General features: G+C 44.7%; 22 protein-coding genes. 2 read left to right on the forward strand and 20 right to left on the reverse strand.

Translation table 11 applies throughout. The features are described from left to right. Positions 1-70: 70 nt before the first annotated feature. The 20 genes from ftsZ to AC5WJX_RS15525 form a co-directional block, all read right to left on the reverse strand. Complete coding sequence (ftsZ, locus tag AC5WJX_RS15430; RefSeq protein ID WP_494485231.1) at positions 71-1705, reverse strand: cell division protein FtsZ; 1635 nt, start codon at positions 1703-1705, stop codon at positions 71-73. A gap of 128 nt (positions 1706-1833) precedes the next feature. Continuing rightward, positions 1834-3195: a cell division protein FtsA gene (ftsA, locus tag AC5WJX_RS15435; protein ID WP_440431053.1), complete on the reverse strand. Its 1362-nt coding sequence runs from the start codon at positions 3193-3195 to the stop codon at positions 1834-1836. 51 nt (positions 3196-3246) lie between these two features. Further along, positions 3247-4146, reverse strand: coding sequence for a cell division protein FtsQ/DivIB (locus AC5WJX_RS15440; protein WP_440431055.1), 900 nt, complete (start codon positions 4144-4146; stop codon positions 3247-3249). After that, the gene (gene murC / locus AC5WJX_RS15445) at positions 4139-5491 is read right to left on the reverse strand and encodes a UDP-N-acetylmuramate--L-alanine ligase (protein WP_494485232.1); all 1353 of its coding nucleotides are present in this window, start codon (positions 5489-5491) and stop codon (positions 4139-4141) included. Before murC ends, AC5WJX_RS15440 begins: the two co-directional genes overlap by 8 nt. Next, positions 5492-6601 carry an undecaprenyldiphospho-muramoylpentapeptide beta-N-acetylglucosaminyltransferase gene (gene murG / locus AC5WJX_RS15450; RefSeq protein WP_494485233.1) on the reverse strand — a complete coding sequence of 370 codons (1110 nt, stop codon included), beginning with the start codon at positions 6599-6601 and terminating at the stop codon, positions 5492-5494. A 10-nt stretch (positions 6602-6611) separates the two neighbouring features. Continuing rightward, positions 6612-7772, reverse strand: a complete 1161-nt coding sequence (locus tag AC5WJX_RS15455) for an FtsW/RodA/SpoVE family cell cycle protein (RefSeq protein ID WP_440431060.1) — start codon at positions 7770-7772, stop codon at positions 6612-6614. Positions 7773-7774: 2 nt separating this feature from the next. After that, positions 7775-9118: a UDP-N-acetylmuramoyl-L-alanine--D-glutamate ligase gene (murD, locus tag AC5WJX_RS15460; RefSeq protein ID WP_494485234.1), complete on the reverse strand. Its 1344-nt coding sequence runs from the start codon at positions 9116-9118 to the stop codon at positions 7775-7777. Next, on the reverse strand, positions 9118-10365 hold the full coding sequence (mraY, locus tag AC5WJX_RS15465; protein ID WP_494485235.1) for a phospho-N-acetylmuramoyl-pentapeptide-transferase: 1248 nt from the start codon (positions 10363-10365) through the stop codon (positions 9118-9120). The genes murD and mraY overlap by 1 nt, the downstream gene beginning before the upstream one ends. Further along, positions 10365-11822 carry a UDP-N-acetylmuramoyl-L-alanyl-D-glutamate--2,6-diaminopimelate ligase gene (locus tag AC5WJX_RS15470; RefSeq protein ID WP_494485236.1) on the reverse strand — a complete coding sequence of 486 codons (1458 nt, stop codon included), beginning with the start codon at positions 11820-11822 and terminating at the stop codon, positions 10365-10367. The genes mraY and AC5WJX_RS15470 overlap by 1 nt, the downstream gene beginning before the upstream one ends. A gap of 1 nt (position 11823) precedes the next feature. Continuing rightward, a complete protein-coding gene (locus AC5WJX_RS15475) occupies positions 11824-13920 on the reverse strand; it encodes a penicillin-binding protein (RefSeq protein WP_494485237.1) in 2097 nt (698 codons plus the stop codon). After that, the gene (locus tag AC5WJX_RS15480) at positions 13910-14344 is read right to left on the reverse strand and encodes an FtsL-like putative cell division protein (RefSeq protein WP_440431070.1); all 435 of its coding nucleotides are present in this window, start codon (positions 14342-14344) and stop codon (positions 13910-13912) included. The genes AC5WJX_RS15475 and AC5WJX_RS15480 overlap by 11 nt, the downstream gene beginning before the upstream one ends. Continuing rightward, a complete protein-coding gene (rsmH, locus tag AC5WJX_RS15485; protein WP_494485238.1) occupies positions 14341-15246 on the reverse strand; it encodes a 16S rRNA (cytosine(1402)-N(4))-methyltransferase RsmH in 906 nt (301 codons plus the stop codon). The genes AC5WJX_RS15480 and rsmH overlap by 4 nt, the downstream gene beginning before the upstream one ends. After that, positions 15236-15709 (reverse strand): division/cell wall cluster transcriptional repressor MraZ, encoded by a 474-nt coding sequence (gene mraZ, locus AC5WJX_RS15490; RefSeq protein ID WP_494485239.1) that lies wholly within the window; start codon positions 15707-15709, stop codon positions 15236-15238. The genes rsmH and mraZ overlap by 11 nt, the downstream gene beginning before the upstream one ends. A 168-nt stretch (positions 15710-15877) precedes the next feature. Next, positions 15878-17068, reverse strand: a complete 1191-nt coding sequence (locus AC5WJX_RS15495) for a sensor histidine kinase (RefSeq protein ID WP_494485240.1) — start codon at positions 17066-17068, stop codon at positions 15878-15880. Next, complete coding sequence (locus AC5WJX_RS15500) at positions 17065-18078, reverse strand: PP2C family protein-serine/threonine phosphatase (RefSeq protein WP_494485241.1); 1014 nt, start codon at positions 18076-18078, stop codon at positions 17065-17067. Before AC5WJX_RS15500 ends, AC5WJX_RS15495 begins: the two co-directional genes overlap by 4 nt. Continuing rightward, the gene (locus tag AC5WJX_RS15505) at positions 18071-18505 is read right to left on the reverse strand and encodes an anti-sigma regulatory factor (RefSeq protein ID WP_494485242.1); all 435 of its coding nucleotides are present in this window, start codon (positions 18503-18505) and stop codon (positions 18071-18073) included. The genes AC5WJX_RS15500 and AC5WJX_RS15505 overlap by 8 nt, the downstream gene beginning before the upstream one ends. After that, a complete protein-coding gene (locus AC5WJX_RS15510; protein ID WP_440431081.1) occupies positions 18465-18884 on the reverse strand; it encodes an STAS domain-containing protein in 420 nt (139 codons plus the stop codon). The genes AC5WJX_RS15505 and AC5WJX_RS15510 overlap by 41 nt, the downstream gene beginning before the upstream one ends. 6 nt (positions 18885-18890) lie before the next feature. Then, entirely contained in the window at positions 18891-19754 is an 864-nt protein-coding gene (locus AC5WJX_RS15515) for an STAS domain-containing protein (RefSeq protein WP_494485243.1), read from the reverse strand. Positions 19755-19809: 55 nt separating this feature from the next. After that, complete coding sequence (locus AC5WJX_RS15520; RefSeq protein ID WP_494485244.1) at positions 19810-20718, reverse strand: TIM barrel protein; 909 nt, start codon at positions 20716-20718, stop codon at positions 19810-19812. 242 nt (positions 20719-20960) lie between these two features. Further along, positions 20961-21407 (reverse strand): thiol-disulfide oxidoreductase DCC family protein, encoded by a 447-nt coding sequence (locus AC5WJX_RS15525; RefSeq protein ID WP_494485245.1) that lies wholly within the window; start codon positions 21405-21407, stop codon positions 20961-20963. 33 nt (positions 21408-21440) lie between these two features. Here AC5WJX_RS15525 and pyrR point away from each other — a divergent pair, with 33 nt between their 5' ends. Continuing rightward, positions 21441-21989, forward strand: a complete 549-nt coding sequence (gene pyrR / locus AC5WJX_RS15530; protein WP_440431089.1) for a bifunctional pyr operon transcriptional regulator/uracil phosphoribosyltransferase PyrR — start codon at positions 21441-21443, stop codon at positions 21987-21989. Between the two features lie 3 nt (positions 21990-21992). Further along, positions 21993-22925: an aspartate carbamoyltransferase catalytic subunit gene (locus AC5WJX_RS15535; RefSeq protein WP_440431091.1), complete on the forward strand. Its 933-nt coding sequence runs from the start codon at positions 21993-21995 to the stop codon at positions 22923-22925. The last annotated feature ends 120 nt before the right edge of the window (positions 22926-23045 follow it).

Raw genomic sequence — 23045 nt, forward strand, 5'->3', positions numbered from 1 at the left:
AGCATTATATTTCAGCAAAAAAGCCTTAAAGGGTTTATTCCTTAAGGCTTTTTATGATGTTAACAATTATTTAATCCACATTGTCGTGCAAGAATGAATTATTCGGGCGAATTTCTGTCGATCCATCTTCATCGCTGCTTAGCGTAAATCTGGATACTTGAGACTCCGAAGAATGCTGTACCTGCTGCAATTGCATTTGTTTTCTTTTATATGCAGGCTCATTTTCTAGCTCCTGTAAACCGTTAGCGGTACGAAGTTTCATGCTCAGGTCCTTTAACCTTAAAATCCTTTCTTTGGATTTTCTAAGCTGATCTTCCATCGACTCATCGGTCTTATTGTCATCAGCTCCTGCCGGCTCAACTTCAGGTCTGCTGGTTTGTTGCTGGTTTGAATTAAAGTCTGCGACAGGCTTTTCAAAGGTGAAGTCTGTTTCAGCAACTTTCACTTCGAATTCGAAGCCTGGCTCAGGCTGTGCCTCATTAGGATAGATTTCCTCCTCAATTAAGGTGTGTTTGATCACATTAGAATCCTGATCATCTGCTCTTCTGTTTTTTGGTGCATTCATCATGTCGCCAAACATATCAGATTGTGCTTCCTTTGCTTTCATTACGGGCTCAGTGCTGCTATGTACCTGTGGCTTTGGTGCCATAAAGGTATTTACAGGCTCAATCGGTTTTACCAAAGGTGCTTCTTCAGGCGTTAACAAAGAGATCTTCTTAACGTTCTTTTTGTCCTGCGCCCGTTGTTCCGTGGTCTGAAAGCCAGTTGCGATGATCGTTACAGAAAGGCGATCTTCCAGGTTCTCATCGATACAGTTACCCCAGATCAAGTCTGCAGATAAACCTGCTTTGTCCTGAATGTAGTCTGTAATAATGGCAACTTCATCCATGGTAACCTCGTTCACACCAGAGCTGATGTTTAACAAAATGTACCTTGCACCTTCAATCTCGTTATCTTTCAACAATGGAGAAGCTAGTGCGCCTTCAACGGCAACCAAGGCACGGTTTTCACCGCTTGCCGAATAGCTACCCATAATAGAAACACCGCTGTCTTTCATCACGGTGCGTACATCTTTAAAGTCTACGTTGATATAACCAGGTACGGTGATGATCTCTGCAATTCCTTTTGCCGCGGTGGTTAAAATATCATCGGCCTGCGCAAATGCAGAACCAAGGGTCAGGTTACCAAAAATTTCTCTTAACCTGTCATTCGAAATTACCAGGTAAGAGTCTACATATTTCTTCAGCTCATCTAAACCATCTTCAGCTTGCATCTTCCTGCGCTTTCCTTCGAAGGAGAAAGGCGTTGTAATGATCGCTACGGTTAAGATATCAAGCTCTTTTGCAGCTTGTGCTATGATGGGACTTGCTCCGGTTCCGGTACCACCACCCATACCGGCAGTGATAAACAACATCTTTGTTGTGTTACCGAGCATAACTTTAATATCTTCTATATTCTCAATGGCAGAGTTCTTTCCTACCTCCGGAATTGAACCTGCGCCCATTCCTTCTGTTAAGCTCGCACCCAGTTGCACCTTGTTCGGGATCGGACTTGACTCCAAGGCTTGTGCATCTGTATTACAGATGATGAAATCAACACCTGTTATCCCCTGACGGTACATATGGTTTACCGCATTACCACCACCACCGCCGACACCAATAACCTTGATGATCGACGATTTATCTTTTAACATTTCGAATTGCATATCTTTCAGAATCAGTAGATTAAAAATAGGTTATACCTGTTCATCTCCAAATGTAATATTAACACTTTTTAACATACGTTTTCCACATGTGTTAATAATGTGGAAAACTATTTACATGTTGAAAATTATTAAGGTTTTATGTAATCCTCATCACTTACGTTCATATCGTCTTTGATGAAATCTTTTGTTTTTGCAAGTAATTTATCAAACAAACCACTTCCACTTTTCTTTGCTTTTTCCTTGCTTTCCTTCGGCTTTTCCACAAACACCCCAGGCTGCTTCATTTCCTCAACCAGCTCTTCTGCTTTTTGAATTCCCTTAATCAACAAACCAACACTGGTTGCATACATCGGACTCTTCAAATCGTCGTAAATAGACTTGGGCATGTCCTCATACTTCGCTAGGTGCTCATTAGGATACCCTACCCTGCAGTCCAGTCCGGTTACATATTCTACCAACTGTGGCAGGTGTTTCAATAAAGAACCCCCACCAGTGATCACAATACCGCCGATCAGTTTTTTCTCATACCCGGAAGATTTAATTTCATAGTAGATGTGCTCGATGATTTCTTCCATCCTCGCCTGAATTACATAGGCCAGATTTTTCACAGATATCTCTTTCGGCTCACGACCTCTCAATCCAGGTACGCAAATGATTTCGTTCTCTTTATTTTCTTCGGCCAGGGCAGAACCGAATCTTGTCTTCAACAACTCCGCCTGGTTGCGCATTACAGAACAACCTTCACGGATATCTTCTGTCACGCTGTTACCGCCAAATGGAATTACAGCAGTGTGACGGATAATTCCTTCGTGGAAAATAGCAATATCGGTTGTACCACCACCAATATCAACCAAGGCAATACCGGCTTCTTTTTCTTCTTCACTTAAAACCGATTCAGAGGAAGCCAGCGGCTCAAGAATTAACTCTTGTGTTTGTAGTCCTGCATTGCTTACACAACGCATAATGTTTTTTACAGCGGTAACCTGTCCGGAGATAATGTGGAAATTCGCTTCAAGACGTACCCCAGCCATACCAATCGGGTCTTTGATTCCTGGCTCGCTGTCTACGGTGAATTCCTGAGGCAACACATGGATGATTTCTTCTCCTGGGGGCATAACCAGTTTGAACATATCATCTATTAATTTGTCAATATCCTTCTTAGAAATCTCGTTGTTTAGCTCTCTTCTGGTCAAAATCCCACGGTGCTGCAGGCTTTTAATGTGCTGGCCCGCAATACCAACATTAACAACCCGAACTTCTACGTTAGACTGTCCACTGGCAATTTCCACGGCCTGCTGAATGCCCTGGACGGTTTTCTGAATATTGGATACTACACCACGGGTAACCCCCGCCGACTCTGCTTTGCCAATGCCGAGTACTTCTATTTTGTTGTGTTGCGTTCTGCGTCCAACAATGACACAGATCTTAGTGGTACCAATATCTAATCCAACAACAATAGGTGATTGAACCGTAAATTTTTCTTTGCCCATAACTATATCAATTTGCTGCGTTTTGTATTTTGTTTGTTTTTCTGGTATCTGTTAATTATTTCTGATCTGTTTAAGGATCTCATCCTTGACAATAGAATCCACAACCTTCCGATTGCTTTTAATACTGTCTACCGGGCTTTTAACCACTACCGGTGCGGCTCTATAAACGGAATCAACCTTGTTTCTTTCACAAACCACCTGGTTGGTGTATTTGATATTGATCGTTTTGTAAGCGTCCCAGCCAACTGTCGGCATGGCTTGCTTATAGAACTCCCGGAGGTTTCGCATTTTCACGTTCAGTGAATCTGCGTCGCCAAGTATTATACGCTGATTTCCAACCCTCGGAATCAGCTCAATGTCTTTATTTTCTGCAACATACAGCTGCTCAATTTGCGCGTCCCACAGCGTATCCGCACGGATAAACAACGCCGTTTCATACAGATCATTTGCAAGCGGATTGCGCAGGGTATCCAGTCGTCCATTGAAGAACTCCGAAATGTTTCCGTTTGCCACAAGAACATTCGCCGTGAAATTCGACGAGACCGGCATTTTCAAACCCTCACGGTCTACATAAAAGTCCTGTCCACCTGCGTTGATAATACGCAACACGGGCTCCCGCTGTTCAATTTCAATATGGATTACCCCATTCATATCACCAAAAACCTTCGCCGATGCGATGTATGGATTTGATTTGATATTCCGCTCAATGTCATCCAGGTTAATCTGCTCCATGGACTTCCCAATCAGGATGCCTTGGTTCTTCTTTAGAATGTCATCGATCTCTTCACGCTCAATGAAGTTGTCCGCACCAGGAATGAGGATCTTCACATTAGAACACTTCATGGTCTGTTTTTTCGTCTCCACGAAACTCATCAGCATCACAATACCCACCATAGAAACCACCCATGCTGTTGTTTTAAATACCAGTTTCCAGCGAATCCTCTTAAGCATGGTAAATGGCTTTTAAAGGTTCAACCAAGGTATCGATGTCGCCTGCACCTACGGTTACCAGCAAGGCAGGATATTTTGCTTCTATATAACCCAGTACCTGGGTTTTGTTCAGGATCTTCTTATCCTGTATCGTAACTTTATCCAACAGGAACTCCGCGCTGATGCCTGCAATTGGCAACTCCCGTGCAGGATAGATATCCAGTAACACCAGATCATCTACAGTACTCAGCACTTGTGCAAACGCTTCCGCGAAATCACGAGTGCGTGTAAATAGATGTGGCTGGAAAATCACAGTCAATTTCCTGCCTGGAAAAAGCTCGCGCACCGCGCTGAAACATGCTTTCAGCTCCTCAGGATGATGGGCATAATCATCGATATACACCTGATCCGCATTCCGTACCACGTATTCGAAACGGCGTTTAACCCCTGTGAAAAGTTCCAGTGCTTTCTTAATCTGATCTCCCGCTACGCCTACTTTTAATGCCACACTGATCGCGGCCAATGCGTTCTCAATATTATGCCGCCCAGGAAGTAACATCCGGATGCCCGATATTGATGCAGATCCATTTTCGTAGTCAAATACGAAGTGGCCTGCTTCTACGCGGATATTTGTCGCCGAAATGCCGCCCTCATGCCCGATGCCATAAGTATCCAAAGCTGTCAATGGTAGTCCTGCTTTCACATACAAGGTTCCCCCAGATTTCAGTTGACCAGCAAATAACCTGAATGATTCCTCCAATTGTGTTGCATCACCATAAATATCCAGGTGATCAGCATCCATGGACGTGATCACTGCAATGTCGGGATGAAGTGTTAAAAAAGATCTGTCATATTCATCTGCCTCCACGACAACAACGTTGTTCTCGCCCGCAATGAAATTGCTGTTATAGTTGCTGGCGATGCCACCAAGGAAGGCCGTACAATCATGGCCTGTTGCTTTCAGGAGATGCGCGATCATTGCAGAAGTCGTTGTTTTTCCATGCGTTCCCGCAACGGCAATGCAAAACTGGCCTGCACTGATAATACCCAATACTTCAGAACGTTTGTACAGCTTAATGCCTGCATGTCTGAAGTGATGCAAAATGGCACTATCCGCCGGAATAGCTGGCGTATATACAACAAGCGTACTTTCAGATGGCGCAACGAATTCCGGAGCAATACTTTCTGCACGGTCCTGATAGCTGATGGATATTCCCTCAGCTTCAAGTGCCGCACAAAGCGGTGTACGGGTTTTATCGTACCCGTTTACCAAACAACCACGCATCACAAAGTAGCGGGCCAGGGCACTCATTCCAATGCCGCCAACACCTACAAAGTAAACACGTCTAATTGCCTGCAACTCCATCTATAATGCCCTCCTGGTTAATTTTAAAACTTCGTTGGCGATGATCTCATCCGCATTCGGAAGCGCCATTTTTCCGATATTTTCTGAAAAAGCTTCGCATCTCGACTTGTCGTTTAAAAGATCCAGCGCAGCTTTCACCAGCGTATCCTCTGCCGAACGGTCAGCGATCATTAAAGCCGCATGGTTCTTCACCAGGGCCAGTGCATTCTTAGTTTGGTGGTCTTCAGCAACATTCGGAGAAGGCACCAGGATTACTGGCTTTTTAATCAGGCAAAGCTCCGCAATGGTCCCCGCTCCTGCACGTGAAATAATGACGTCAGCAGCAGCATATGCCAGGTCCATCCGGTTTAAGAATTCCAGAATGCGCACATTTGGATGCGGCTCCGCACCTAAACGTTCAATGATACCCTTATAATAATATTTACCAGTTTGCCAGATCAACTGCACATCCTGGTCTGTAATATCTTTTAAATGTTTTTCCAGGCTTTTGTTCAGCGTGCCTGCACCCAAACTACCTCCTGTTACCAGGATCGTTTTCTTCAGCGGATCAAGTTTCAGCAGCTCTGCACCAGCAAAGTGTTTGTTCTCAATGTCCACAACATCCTTGCGTACCGGGTTACCCGTCTTCAGGATGCGTGCTGCCGGAAAAAACTGATCCATCCCGTCAAAAGCAACACAGATCTTCGCAGCGTTCTTGCCCACCCTTTTATTGGTGACACCAGCATACGAGTTTTGCTCCTGAATCAGGTACGGCACATTCTTCCAGGATGCTGCAAGTAACAGCGGCCCCGAAGCGTAACCACCTACACCCACTGCGGCGTCTGGCTTGAAGTCCGTGATCAGCTTCAATGCCTTACGCATGCTGTCGAACATTTTATAGGGCAGCGCCAGGTTCTTTACGATGGAACCCCGCTGGATACCAGCGATGTTCAGCCCAATGATCTTGTACCCGGCGGCAGGGATCATGTCCATCTCCATCCTGCCCAATGCACCAACAAACAGGATCTCACAACCCGGCTCCAAACGCTTTAAAGCATTGGCAATGGATATCGCCGGAAATATGTGTCCGCCGGTACCGCCTCCTGATATGATAATTCTTGTTGGTCTCATTGTTATATCTTTATGCCATTGCTGGAATTTCACCAACGACAACTTTCTTATTATTTTCTTCTACGTCTCTACTTACACTCAGAATGATACCAAACGCAATACTGGTAAAGATCATAGAGGTTCCACCCATGCTCACCAATGGTAAAGGCACACCAGTAACCGGGCCTAAACCTACAGCTACAGCCATGTTTGCAAAAGCCTGGATGGTTAAACTAAAACTTAGTCCGGCAGCAAGCAAAGCGCCAAATGCTTTTGGACTCTGCGTTACGATCCGGACACATCGATAGAGCAACACAAGATAGAGTATAATGATGATCAAGCCACCAAAAAAACCATACTCTTCTACAATAATTGCAAAGATAAAATCCGAATACGGGTGCGGCAAGAAATTGCGCTCAATGCTGTTTCCAGGCCCTGTACCGAACACGCCACCTTTAGCAAGGGCCATCTTCGCGTGGTCTGCCTGATAGGTCTTGTCGGAATGCTGCAACTCCGGATGCAGGAAAGACTGGATCCTTGATTTATAGGTCTCCCTTCTTGGTCCAAGGAACACCACAAAGAGCAGTAATATCGCCCCACCTGCACAAACTATTCCAATCTGCTTAATGCTGATCCTGCCGATAATTAACAACAGAATACTCACGCCAAAAAGCATCAGCGCTGTAGACAAGTTCGCCAATGCAATAAGGATAAACACCACACATACAGAACCCATAATTGGCACAAAGGCCTTTTTTACATCCTTGATATTTTCCTGTTTCCTGGTCAGCATACGTGCGAGGAAAGTGATCAGCGCAAGCTTCGCCAAATCGGATGTCTGGAAGGTTAAACCAATAAATGGAATCTTAACCCAACGCGAGGCGTCGTTCAAACTGGTTCCAAACACCAGGGTATAAACCAGCAGTGGCACCGTGATGATCATCAGCACCTTCGAAATACCCGCATAATACTTATAATCCAGCAAATGCGAGATGTAGATCATCGCAATACCCATCACCACAAAGATGATGTGCTTGGTAAGCAGGATCTTTTCTACGGCTTTCCCTTGTTTATAGGCAAGTGTGCCCGTTGCACTGTATACTGCAAGGATCGAAATTAACGACAACAGGATAATGATCAGCCATATCCAGCGATCTCCCCTTGTTTTTTCCAATAGCGCACTTACCGACATATCTATAGTTCTTTTACAGCTTTTTTAAACTGGAGGCCACGGTCTTCGTAGCTGGTGAAAAGGTCGAAACTTGCACATGCAGGTGAAAGCAATACGGTATCACCTTTCTTTGCCAGATGATAAGCAACCTGTACCGCTTCATCTGCCGAAAAGGTGTTTACAATGATGTCCACATCATCTTCAAAAGCCTCATGAATGCGCTTGTTGTTTTTACCCAGGCAAACGATTGCTTTTACCTTGTCTTTCACCAGGTCCTTAAGCATTTCATAATCGTTTCCTTTGTCTACCCCGCCCATGATCAGCACCACGTCAGTACTTACACTCTCCAGTGCATACCAGGTTGAATTCACATTGGTCGCTTTAGAATCATTGATGTAAGTTACACCCGAGATCTTGGCAACAAACTCCATGCGGTGTTCAATATTCTTTATATCTCCCATCCCTTCACGAATGGTCGCGTTACGGATATCCAGCACTTTGGCAACAATACCCGAGGCCATTGAATTGTAGATATTGTGCTTGCCTTGTAAGGCTAACTCTGCTATAGACATAGTAAATTGATCTTTTGAGTTTATATTTATGTGGATTAGGTCGTCTTCTACCCAGGCACCTTCATCTACGTGATGGAGGATTGAAAATGGAAATTGCCTGGCCTGCAGCTTCATGGTCTGCAGCATTTTCATGGTTTCGGCATCATCAGCACAGTAAACGAAATAATCCGCTGCTGTTTGATTTTGTGTAATGCGCATTTTTGATGCTGCATAATTTGCCATTTTGTAATCATAGCGGTCCAGATGATCGGGTGTAATGTTTAACAGTACCGCGATATCTGCCTTAAACTCGAACATGCTGTCCAGCATGAAACTTGAAATTTCAAGCACATACCAGTCGTATTGATCTTCAGCGACCTGTGCAGCAAAGCTTTTTCCGATATTTCCTGCCAATGAAGCATTGATACCTGCTTTTTTCAGCAGATGGTAGATCAGCGTTGAAGTCGTTGTCTTGCCATTTGAACCTGTAATACAGATCGTTTTTGCTTTGGTATAACGTTTAGCGAATTCGATTTCCGAAATCACCGGCACGTTGGCAGCCAGCAAAGTCTTCACCATAGCCGCAGTCTCCGGTATACCAGGACTCTTAATCACTTCTGTCGCATTGGTGATCAAGTCACTGGTATGCTGACCTTCTTCAAAAGGCACATTCAATGCGGTTAATTTCTCTTTATAGCCGGGTGCTATCTTGCCCGCGTCTGAAACAAAGACCTCAAAGCCCTGTTTCTGCGCCAGCAATGCTGCACCGTATCCGCTTTCACCAGCACCTAGTATTACAATCCTGCCCTTTTCCATTATCTTACTTTTAAGGTGATGATTGTAATGATGGCCAGCAGTATTCCGATTACCCAAAAGCGAACAACGATCTTCGCTTCATGGTAGCCTTTTTTCTGATAATGGTGATGTAAAGGAGACATCAGTAAAATACGCCGTCCCTCACCAAAGCGTTTCTTGGTGTATTTGAAATAAGAAACCTGCAGCATAACCGAAAGTATCTCTACCAGGAACACGCCACAAAGTATTGGAATTAACAGTTCCTTCCTGATCATGATCGCAAAGGCTGCAATGATTCCACCGATCGCAAGACTGCCGGTATCGCCCATAAAAACCTGTGCAGGATAAGAGTTGTACCATAAAAAGCCGACACATGCACCCACAAAGGCGCCCGCAAAGATCATCAGCTCACCAGAATTTGGAATGTACATGATGTTGAGGTAGTCCGCAATGACGGTATTACCAGAGACGTAAGCCAGAATGCCCAGCGTGATCCCGATGATGGCTGAGGTACCCGTGGCGAGCCCATCGATCCCATCGGTGATGTTTGCGCCGTTGGAAACAGCGGTGATGATCACTACAACAAAAACCATAAACACCAGGAAAGCATACTTCTCATATCCTGGACCAATGAATTTCAGCACCTTGGCGTAATCAAACTCATTGTTCTTGTAAAAAGGGACATTCGTAATTGTAGTCTTGATATCCTGTGTATAGTAGTAGGTTTCACCTTTTTGCCTTAACACCATAGGTGCTTTAGATTTCGTGATGTTGGCCTCATCAACTTTCTGACGTGCTACAATGTTCGGGTGAAAGTACATGGTATAACCAATGATCAGTCCAAGACCTACCTGACCTACAATTTTGAAACGACCAGCAAGGCCTTCTTTATTTTTCTTAAAAACTTTGATGTAATCATCTAAAAAGCCAACTGCTCCCATCCAAACGGTGGTTACAATCATCAGAATGACATAGATGTTCGACAAATTCGCCAGCAATAATGTTGGCACCAGAATACCAAGCAGGATCATAATACCACCCATCGTTGGTGTACCCTGTTTTTGCATCTGGCCTTCGAGCCCAAGATTACGAACGGTTTCGCCAACCTGCATTTTTCGCAGATAGCTGATGATGGTATGTCCAAAAACAGTCGTGATGATCAAAGAAATGATGATCGCCAAGGAGGTACGGAAGGTGATGTACTGGAACAACCTTAATCCAGGAAAGTCATAATGTTCTCGCAGGTAATCAAATAGATAATATAACATTAGCTGATTAAGTTTAATTGTTCCGTTAAAATTTCCTTATCATCAAAATGATACCTCACGCCACTGATCTCCTGATATTTTTCATGTCCCTTTCCAGCAACTAAAATGATGTCTCCAGGCTTTGCCAGATGACATGCTGTTTTAATTGCTTCCTTCCTATCTGTTATGGTTAATGTTTTACGTTTATTGCTCGGTGAAACGCCAGCCTCCATATCGCGCAGTATGGCGTTTGGATCCTCGGTCCTTGGATTGTCGGACGTCAGGATCACCTTATCGCTCCAGTCGCAGGCTACCTGTGCCATCACCGGACGTTTTGAGGTGTCACGATCACCGCCGCAGCCAATTACAGTAATCACTTGCTCTGTGCCCTTGCGAATATTCGCGATCGTGCTTAATACATTCTGCACGGCATCTGGTGTATGCGCATAATCAACAATACCAATGATTTTTTGGTTATTTGCAACATAGTCAAAGCGACCTTCCGCGCCACTAAGCTCACTAAGCACCGTGAGCACCTGCATCTTGTCTTCACCCAGTAGTATGGCTGTTCCATATACCGCCAGTAAGTTATAAGCGTTAAAGGAGCCTACAAGTTTGAAGTATACTTCAAGCTGATCGATCTCAAGGTTCAGGCCACTGAAGCTGTTTTCAATGATCTTGGCTTTGAAGTCGGCCATCTGTTTAAGTGCATAGCTCTTCTTGGTCGCTTTCGTGTTCTGCAGCATCACCATACCGTTTTTATCGTCGGCATTGGTCAAGGCGAAGGCCGTTTTTGGCAAGCCATCAAAAAACGCTTTCTTTGCTTTGATGTAGTTGTCGAAGGTTTTATGGAAATCCAGGTGATCGTGTGTAATATTAGAGAACACCGCCCCTGCAAAGTGTAATCCTTCAATCCGGTGTTGCACCACCGCATGTGAACTTACCTCCATAAAGCAATAGACACAGCCGGCATCAACCATTTGCTTTAACAGCAAGTTTAGCGCAACCGGGTTTGGTGTGGTGTGCGTAGATGGAATAACTGTTTCTTTAATCTGGTTCTCTACAGTTGAGATCAGACCAACAGCATATCCAAGTTCCGTAAAAAGCTTGAATAATAAGGTTGCAATGGTCGTTTTGCCGTTTGTTCCGGTAATCCCAACCAGCTTCAGCTTGGAAGATGGATTGCCATAGAAATTGGCAGCCATAATCCCGAGCGCTACATTGGCGTTTTCCACCTGGATGTAGGTCACCTCCGGCGACTGTGCTTCCGGCATATCTTCACAGACAATCACCGATGCACCTGCAGCAATGGTCTGCCCGATGTACTGATGCCCATCGGCCAAGGTGCCTTTAATGGCAAAAAATACGGTTTCAGGCTGAACTTTTCTGGAATCAAATTCCAGTGCGGCAACCTCCCTGTTGGTTACACCAACAAGCATCTGTATCGTTACGCCATATAGGATATCCTGCAGCTGCATATTATTTCAATTCTATTTGTACGCCTAAGCCCTTGCTGATCTTTGAGCCCGGCGCTATCGACTGTTTTACTACTTTTCCACTACCTGTTACTTTCGCTTTAAGGCCTGCATTCCCCAAAAGGTATAATGCATCCTTTAAGCCCATGCCGGTAACATTCGGCATCACGCCCTTTACGGAAGTATATTCCTGGTAAACCAGGCCATTGCTGGTATCAATGCTGTTGAAGTAATCACCTTTGGCAGCATATAATGTTTTGATACCTAAAGACTGATAAACGGTTTTCACGGCTTTGCTTTTACCTGCTTTTGCTTCAGGTGCTTTGGTATTTCCCACCAGATGTTCGGTGTAGTTTTTGGCCAGGGACATATCAGAGGCGTAAATGCGGTCTGCGATTTCTTTGAATGGCGGGCCTGCTACCAGCGCCGCGTAATAAGCACCTTTAGGATCGTTGATCACCACAATTAGGGAATATTTTGGATTGTCTGCAGGAAAATAGCCACAGAAGGAACTTTGATACTGACGTTTAGCGCGGTATCCCTTGTTCCCATCCGCTACCTGGGCCGTACCCGTTTTCCCGGCGATCTTGAAATATTTAGAAGCCAGCGATTTTCCTGTACCCTGCGTAAATACACCTTCCAGCAGATCCTGCATCTTATCGATGGTTTCGTCCGAAGCAATTTTCTCGTTGATTACCCTTGCCTCAAATTGCTCTATTGGGTTGCCTAATTTACGGATCTCCTTAACAAAGATCGGTGCGATCAATTTACCATCGTTTGCAATGGCATTATAGAATGATAGCATGTGTAAAGGCGTTAACTGCATCTCATAGCCATATGCCATCTGCGGTAAAGTCAGGTTCTTATTCCAGCTTCTATTCTTTGGATTTTTAACTACCGGCTGTGCTTCACCTGGGATCTGCAGGTCAAGTTTCTCATTCAATCCCCAACGATACAGATGATCCGTGAACCTGGACTGATCATTACGGTAATGGGTATTTACCATTTGTGCAATCGCAGCATTGGAAGATTCTGTAAAAGCTTTCTTCACGGTTACAACACCGATGCTACCATGCGAATCTTTGATTGTCTTCCCTGGCACTCTGTAGTTATCCGTTGAAACCAACGTATTTGTATCAACCAGACCATCTTCCAGCAGCGCCATGTAAGAAGCAACTTTAAATGTTGATCCAGGATCCTGGTTACCTGCAATGGCGTAGTTAAACGTTTCTTTATATTCTCCTTTGGCAACCTTGGTGTAGTTGGCAATAGCACGAACCTCACCGGTTTTAACTTCCATCAGGATCACCGTACCATGGTGTGCATCACTTGCAATAAGCTGCTTCTCCAAGGCACTCTGACACAGATCCTGCATATTAATATCGATCGTGGAAATGATATCCGCCCCTTCTTTAGAAGCGATCTCGGCTTCTTCATTCACCGGCATCCATACACCACCCGCCGTACGCTGCACTAAACGCTTACCACTTTCACCATCGATGTATTTACCGTAGGCACCTTCCAGACCTACCCCATTCTGCACGTTTACATTCTTGTAACCAATAGTACGTTGAGCTAAAAATTGGAAAGGAAGAATGCGTTTATTCTTTTGAATGGCAATTAAGCCGCCGGAGTATTTCCCGATATTGAACAGCGGGAAGCTTCGCACAACTTTAAGGTCCTGGTAATTAACCTTACGTTTAAGCAACACATAGCGCGAGGAATCCTGTCTGGCACGGCGCAGCATTCGCGCGTATTCCTTAGGACTCTTATCCCTGAAGAAGCCCGACAAACGAATCGCCAGGGAATCTACCTTGCCGTAGAAAACCTCGTTATCACTGATGCCACCAGCAAACATATCCATACGGAGTTCATACTCCGGAACCGAAGTCGCCAGCAGGCTTCCATCGTTAGAATAAATATTTCCACGCGCAGGCTCTATATTGACATACTTTGTAGAGAGGCTATCGGCCATGGCACGCCATTTACTCCCCTCTACAAACTGTACATCGCAAAGTCTGATTAATACCGCCACGGCAAGCAGTACAATCAGGCCGAAAGCCAGATAAACACGTAGTAATATGTTCGCTCTAATGTTCATTGTTCTTCACAATAATTTTCTTTGGCGGTTCGGTTAAAGTCTTTACACCCAAAGTGTCTACCTTCTTTGCAACTTCGGTCAATTTACTCTTGAACATCAAGTCAGCCTTAAGCGACTTGTATTCCCAACTTAATTCTTTTACTTCTTTCTGCAGTTTGTCAATATTCCTGATGTTCTGCATCGCGATGTGACTGTTTCCAATGTATAACATCCCCAGAAAGGATAAAAACAACAAAAACGGCAACATCTCCGTTGCAGCTTCTTTACTCACACCACCCTCACTAAAAAGCTTCTTAAAAAATGTCTTTGCGCCCATTTTGGCTTCAGGCACATCTTTTACAGGCTTTGCTTTCTTTACCTTAACGATCGGTTCAGCCATCATTTCCGGCTCGTCGACCTCATATGTTCTGAATTGGTTACTCATATCTTTTCTCCAATCCTTAATTTTGCACTTCTTGAACGACTGTTATCCACCAGTTCATTTTCATCAGCGACAACAGCCTTTCGCGTTACCACATTAAAAGGCTTCAGCTGATTACCATAGAAATCTTTATCTACTTCTCCGCGAACCTTGCCTTTGGCAATGAAATTCTTTACAGGCCTGTCTTCCAGCGAGTGATAGGACATCACCACCAGGCGACCACCCGGATTCAACACTTCTGCTGTTTGCTCCAGGAAGCGCTCCAACACTTCAATCTCCTTGTTCACTTCAATACGAAGCGCCTGAAAAACCTGCGCCATATACTTGTGCTCCTTACCCTTTGGGATATGGGAAGCAATTGCGGACTTAAACTCGGCAAGCGTGTTGATCGGCTGCGACACACGTGCAGTAACAATTGCTTTCGCCAGTGATTTAGCATTCTTAACTTCACCGTAAATGCCGAAGATGCGATGTAATTGCTCTTCAGAATAGGTGTTTAAAACTGTCGCTGCAGTTAATTCACCTTGCTTATCCATACGCATATCCAGTGTCGACTCGAAGCGTGTGGAGAAACCACGCTCAGGCTCATTAAATTGGTGTGAGGACACGCCTAGATCAGCCAGGATGCCGTCTACTTTTTTAAATCCCAATAAACGAAGGTTGTTTTTAAGAAAAGCGAAGTTTTGATCTACGAAACGGAATCTCGGATCATCGATCTTGTTACGCTGTGCATCAGGATCCTGATCAAAAGCAATCAGGACACCTTTATCACCCAGGTGTTTTAAGATCTCACGGGAATGGCCGCCCCCACCGAAGGTTACATCAACATAAACACCGTCGGGTTTAATGTTTAAACCATCAATACAGGCCTGCAACAATACTGGTACGTGGTAATTAGTTTCCATGCTCCCCCTTGTTTTTATTTCCCATTACTTCTTCCGCTAAAAGTGCAAAGCTCTTCGGATCCTCGTCAAACAAAGCTTCGTAAGCCCCTTTGTTCCAAACTTCGATCTTATCCAGCTGACATGCTAAAACCAGTTCTGAGTTGCTGGAGATCCCAACAGCTTCCATCAACGATTTTGGAAGATTAATCCTTCCGGCAGCATCCATCAGCAATTCGGTCGCACCCCGGGTAAATAGTCGAATAAAGATCCGGTGTTTTTCTTCGTATTGATTAAGTTTGCTCAACTCTTCAATCTTCTGTTCCCAAACTTTCTTCGGATAAATAACCAGATGCTTTTCGAACCCACGGTTGATGACAAGTCCCTCTTGGTCAACATTTGGCAATTGCTTCTTCAGACCGGAAGGCACCATCAGGCGACCCTTCGCATCCAATTTACAATCATACTCTCCCAGCAGTTGAACCATTATAATATTTACACCTTTAATGTAGGGTAAAATTAACGACTTCTACCACTTTTTACCACTTTCTACCACAAAAAATTTATCAACATCGTAGGATACAGCAAAAAAGGGCCTGGCGGCCCTTTCTTAAGTGTTTTGTCGGTGGGAGATCAGTGCTTCTCCGATGTCTTTTTATGCGAAAGGTAACGAAATATGGAAGGTAGATCCTTCACCTGTGGTACTTTCTACCCAAATATCACCACCATGTGCGTCCACAATTTTAGCTGCGATATACATACCCATTCCAAGTCCGGAATGTTTGCTTAGCACTTCTGGTTCACGGTGAAATTTCTGGAAGATCTTCGTGATGCCGTCTGGCGAAATGCCGATACCCTCATCTTTGATAGAGAAGATCAACAGTTTGTTCTCATAATCATTTTTGGTACAAAGATGTATGCTCGTACCGGATTCGGAGTACTTTCCAGCATTGCTGAGTAAGTTACTCAGCACCTGCTCCATACGTAGCTGGTCAATCCGTATGGTATAGGTATCAGCACAATCGACCACAAGTGTATGGTGCGGAATCAAGTGCCGCAGATCTTCAATGGTTTGATGAAGATAGCTCACAAAATCCACTGGCATCATATTGTATTCCAACTGACCGATTTCAATTTTGGCGGAGTCCAGTAATTGCAAGGCAAGCGTAGATAATTTGACACACTGTGCATTCATTTTTTCTACTATGGACTGCGCTTGCTCCACCGTTTTCACTTTAGGTGAAAGCGCAAGCTGCCCATATGCTTTCAATATGGTGATTGGAGTTTTAAGCTCATGGCTAGCCATGGAAATGAACTCTGATTTAAGTTCATTCATCACCTTGGAAGCACGAAGTTCGGCCTCCTGAAGTTCAGCCTTCGCCGTAAGTTCATTCTTACTGATCTTCAGCACTTCATAAGGTGACACCGGACCGTTTTGCTCGAGCGCTTCCGCAATCTGCTGAATTTTAAGCTTGTTGAGGTTCAATGATTTTGGTAAGCCGATCGAAAATTCAATAATAATTTTTTCGGCAGTTTTATGGGTATCAAAGAAAGGCACCAGCTTTTTAGCATACATGAACAGGTCGGGATCTATAGGCGGTTCATCTGCCGGGTAACATATTTTACATATCAGCTTCTGACGGCGATCCTGCTCCACAATCCCAAGCTGTAACACACCATGGTCGGTGTGTTCGGTCATCACCCGTACAACCTCCGAAACCGCACTGGCAAAGGTGCTGCGGGTCGACAAATTAAGGTGTAGCAGCTCTGTTATTTTCAGAAACTTCTGACCAGATAATACCACATCCATCTCGTTTTCTAAGGTAACCTCTGCTAACCTGATCATACCTTATTTATTTTTATAATTACAACCGACATATCATCCGTATGCCGGGCAAAATCTTTATAAATAGCTGCTGCGATGATGATCGGATCGTAACGCTGTATGTGTGGATACTTCGTAATATCCCAGCGAGTTTTAATTCCGTCTGAACACATCACAATAAATTTGTAGTCCTTAGCTGGTATCTCATGGCTGGTCATGGTGTTTGGAATGTTATGGCCGATGATACCATTATAAGGCATAATATTTTTACACTCTGTATTGCCGACGATCTTTGATGCAATATTCCCAACACCAAGAATGCTATAAACATCCTTCTGTCCATCGTACACCAATAGGGTGCCTACCCCCCCTCTGGTTTTCTTCAGTGGTGGATGCATGTACCGGACAATATCTGCAGGATCATGTAAAGGACAAAGTTTAAATGCACTGAATGCTTCTTCTACAGCTTTGTTGGCTTCAGGTCCGTGTCCCAGGCCATCCATCAGCATCAGCTTGAAATAGCGTTCTGAAAACTTATACGTAAAACCATCACCGCTAACTTTCTCCGGCGGTTTTGGCACCACGATACCCCGAACCACAATCCGGCGGTTTTCTGTACGCGCATCCGTTTTATAGAGCCTGGATACCAGGATCGTCCCCCAGCCTTTCAGGGAGTAGATGCTGAAAAAGTCAGACATCCTTTTGATACTGCCCAATCCATGGCCTAGAGTACTGCCTGAAGATATACCATCAACCATCATAAGGGCCAGGTCATTGAACCCCGGTCCGCTGTCAATAGCGATGATCTCCATATACTGGTCATTACCCAGCCCCTGAACGGCACAGAGCACCTCTCCACCGTTGGTGTACTTGTCCAGGTTGGAGGTAATCTCTGCAACAATAAGATCCAGATGCGCAATTTTGATCTCTGAAAAATCAGCCTGTACTGCCTGTTTATGGATACCTTTTCTTAGCAGCGCATAAAAACTCCGGTCGGAAGCTTCATAACGTGTATAGTTCTTGTTAACCATTACACCATTTAATGATAGACACTTTGGTGCCTACGCCAACTGTCGATTCGATTTCAAATTCATTCACAAGCCGTTTGGTTCCGGGAAGGCCCAGCCCAAGGCTTTTACCAGTGGAGTAGCCGTCTTTCATGGCAAGCGCAATATCAGGAATACCCGGGCCTTTGTCGATAAACACCAGACGCACCCCGAATTGGTTTCTTTTGGAAACCCCTTCAATCAACACCTGACCACCACGACCATACTTGAGCATGTTACGCACCAGTTCACTTGCCGCAGTAATGAGTTTAGTTTGATTGACCAAGCCCATTTTTAGCTTTACAGCACATTCCTTAACACGGTTTCGAAAAGGCACAACATCGTGATCCTGCTGGATCAACATCGATTGTTTAGTAATCACGCTGATCATCGGGCTCATACTCATCCTCATCTTCGTTCGATGAATAGTCACTTAGATCTACTTTTGACTTCAGCAGTTCCATTCCACGTTCAACATTTAATGCCGTATGTACACCGGTCAGGGGCAAACCAAGCTCAATAAGCGTAATTGCTACCGCCGGCTGCATACCCACCACTACAGTTTCTGCATCCAAAATCTTCGACATACTGGCAATGTTTCCGATGATACGGCCCATGAAAGAGTCGACAATAGAAACAACAGAAATATCGATCAGCACACCTTTTGCATTGGTGTCGCTGATCGTTTTGATTAAATCAGCCTCTAGATTTAACGCCAGACGGTCATAAAGATCCACTTGAATGGTGACCAATAAAAATGGTCCCATTCTTAAAATTGGAATTTTCTCCATAGGGTATTATCGGTTTGCCGGAGTTTGTACTTTTTTAACTTCTAACTTCAGCGACTGAAAGGAGAACCTTAAAGCGTGCGCAAGAGAAGCTTTGGTGATGATGTTTGACAAATCAATACCCAGGTGGACAATTGTTTGTGCAATTTCCGGGCGGATACCACTGATCACGCACTCCGCACCCATCAGACGCGTTGCAGCAACGGTTTTCATCAAGTGTTGTGCAACCAGTGAATCTACCGCAGGGACACCTGAAATATCCAGAATAGCAATACTACTTCCGGTTTCAACAATTGCCTCTAACAGGTTTTCCATTACAACCTGTGTTCTGGCACTGTCTAACGTACCGATGATCGGCAAGGCAAGGATACCTTCCCAAACGCGGATTACCGGGGTAGAAATTTCTGAGATCTCATCTGTCTGTCTGATGATCACCTCTTCACGTCCGCGAATGAAAGTTTCAAAGGTTACAATATTGAAGCTGTCGAAAAGCGTATGCAGCTGTTTGCTTGCAGCATATAAGGTTGCTGGATCTGCAGTCAATTCAGCTTCAAGGACCTCCATAATGGCATTTTTCATACCGTTTACAAAAACACCAGTTTCTTTAGGACTGAAACCTAGCTTTGCACGGCTGATGGAAAGATCTGATAAAGCCTCAACCACTTCATCGAATTCTGGGGCGTCGCCATTACCGGCATTGTCCACATTTAAGTTTTTCAGGAAGGCTGACAACAATTCTTCAGCTTGTTCCCTAATCTCCTGACTACTAATCAAATCATCATTGTAAGTCATGATATTTGACTGGCTATCAATCCACTTTTCTAGTATAACACTGTGAGATTTTCTTAGAATCTCAATGAAATTTGCTCCCATTTAAATTATTTAATGCGCAAAGATAGCATAATGATCAACTTATCGACTCAGGTAATTACACCAGATTTGTCTGCATCCACTTTACGCTTGATGCGGGATCGTCAATGTTTTTGGCTCCATCCTGTTCAATGAAAGTATGTTGTACACCTGAAAGTGCCGATTGCTCGAATATGCGTTTAAAATCTACCTTACCCTGGCCTACTGGACATGGCTTTTTGCTGCTGCGATCGATATCTTTTACATGCCATAAAGGAAATCTGCCTGGATATTGTTTGAACATCTCTACCGGATCCATTCCCGCTTCTGTAGCCCAGGCCAGATCCACTTCCATAAACACCTGATCTTTATTCGTCTGACCTAATATATAATCGTATGCACTAACGCCATCTATTTTGTCAAATTCCGACTGGTGATTATGGTAAGCAAACTTCATCTTTTGTGCGGCAGACAGTTCCCCTACTTTGGCGAAGATCTCCGTAGTTCGTTTAATCTCATCCATATTCGACTCTGCCGAGCTGGAGCATATTACCCAGGAACAACCGCCTTCGGCAGAATCATCAACAATCTGCTGCAGATCATCACGAAGGTTTATGCGCCGGTTCGCTGTTCCGGTACTCGCGGCCTGGCGCGGCAGCCCCTGATAATGGTTCCCGATCCATTTCAGCCCATGATCATTCACGATTTTCGCGAACTCTTTTGGTTTGTGACCATAGTAAAGACTGTCGGGTGTGCCAGTCGCCGTTTCAAGTTCCTTTACCCCGATTGCAGCAATTTGCTTTAACACCTCAGCGGTGTTTGCATCCTTGGCATTAAAAAGAAAATTCAAGGTGTAGGTCTGCAGGCCTATAGGTGGATACTTTGATTTGGCAGCTGAAAAAATGTGCTTTGAACATCCGGAAGCAGATAGCAGTCCCATGCCCGCCAACGTCCCGCTGGCTTTTAAAAATGATCTTCTGTTAAACATATAGATTTTATTTGGTTAGGTATATAGCCCCTGAGGCTAAGCACAATTTAGCAAATAATCCAGCAACGTTTATGCAACAAAGCTGTTCAAATTTCGGCCCGGGGCTGCAGCAGATTTGGGGTCGAGCCGCCCTTAAGCCGCCCTTGAGCCGGCCTCGAGCCGGGGTTGACTCGCCTACTTACCGGATCAAGGGCGCTTAGACGCCGTTTATACCGGGGTTCAACAGGTCATCAGGAAACCTTTCAAAGGAATCTTTCCTGCAGCTCCGGTGCCGGGATCATGCAGCTGTCCTGCTTACCCCATACCCGGTAACGGTTCCTTGCCACCAGGTCATAGAGAAAGTCACGAATAAATGCAGGTACTATAATGAAGACGTACAATAATCGCCAGGCACCACTGAGCCGTTTCGCTATACGCAGCGCAGCAGTGGAGCGGCTATAGACCCGTCCATCTTCGAGCAGCAGGATGCTGTTGGAAGCCGCTGCATTAACAGGCTGATCTGCGAGCAACTGGCGTGCTGCATCACTCTGAAGCGCCGCCAGCTTAAACACCGCTGCTTTGTCGTGCTTCAGGATAAACTGCACTGCGGCATTGCAGAGGTTACAAACACCATCGAAAAATATCACCGGATGTGCCATACGCAAATGTACTAAATGACCGATATCTGGGCAGCGCGCTTTGTGCTTCATCCAATTTTTTTATATTTGCGCAACCCTAAGTCCATGCAAAAAAGAACACTGCTAGACGGCCCTAAGTTTCAGATCACAATCAAAAGGTTGTGCCATCAGCTTATTGAGAACCACACCGACTTTTCAAATACCGTATTAATAGGCATCCAACCCCGGGGCAGTTATTTCGCCGACCGGGTACAACAGGAGCTTTCGACCATTCTGCCGGACAGTAAAATTCTGAAAGGAAATCTGGATATCACCTTCTTTCGGGATGACTTCAGAAGGAAAGATGGCCTGGTGAATGCAAGTTCAAATACCATCAACTTCATTATTGAAGGCAAGAATGTGGTGCTGATTGATGATGTGCTCTGGACCGGACGTACCATCCGGGCGGCGCTTGATGCCTTACTTGCTTTTGGACGGCCCGCGAAAGTGGAACTTATGGTGCTTATAGACCGCAGGTTTTCAAGGCATGTGCCTGTAGAAGCCGATTATACCGGCCAGCAGGTAGACAGCGTAGATTCTCAGCTTGTAAGGGTAACCTGGAAAGAGACAGACGGAGAGGACAAAGTAATTTTATTATCAGACAGAAACAAATAAGAAATGGCAGCAGACAGACTATCAACCCGGCATCTTTTAGGTATTAAAGATATTAACCGGAATGATATTGAACTCATTTTCGAAACTGCAGATAATTTTAAAGGGGTAATTAATCGCCCCATCAAGAAAGTGCCTTCGCTGCGTGACATTACCATCGCCAACATCTTTTTTGAAAACTCTACCCGAACCAAACTTTCCTTTGAACTTGCTGAGAAAAGGCTTTCTGCTGATGTATTGAACTTCGCAGCATCCTCTTCTTCCGTTAGCAAGGGCGAAACATTGATCGATACCGTAAACAACATCCTGGCCATGAAAGTGGACATGGTAGTAATGCGTCATCCTTATGCCGGTGCCGGCGTGTTCCTGAGCAGACACATTAACGCACAGATCGTGAACGCCGGTGATGGCGCCCATGAACACCCAACACAAGCGCTGCTTGATGCTTTCTCCATCCGCGAGAAACTGGGCGACGTTGCAGGCAAGAAGGTTGTGATTGTAGGCGACATCCTGCACTCCCGGGTTGCAATCTCCAATATCCTGTGCTTACAGATGCTGGGCGCAGAAGTAATGGTATGTGGACCAACGACCTTAATTCCAAGACACATCCACGAACTGGGTGTAAAAGTGGAACATAACCTGATGAAAGCTTTGAACTGGTGTGATGTGGCCAACATGTTGCGCATCCAGTTGGAAAGACAGGACATTAAATACTTCCCCTCTCAACGCGAGTACGCCATGATGTACGGCTTGAACAAACAAATTCTCGACAGCCTGGACAAAGAAATCATTGTAATGCACCCCGGACCTATCAACCGCGGTGTGGAAATTACCAGTGATGTAGCCGACAGTAAGCAGTCGATCATTCTTGATCAGGTGGAAAACGGTGTAGCAGTTCGTATGGCTGTACTGTATCTGCTTGCTGCTCAGCGTGATTAATAATTACCTGTTTTCTTGCAATACCATGAATTGCAACTTTGCCGTTTAACAAGTTATCAACATATGTTTATTACAAATGTTAACAAACTTATTAGATATAACTATATTCGCAGCAACCAT

The organism is Pedobacter sp. NEAU-ZC8 (assembly GCF_059278965.1).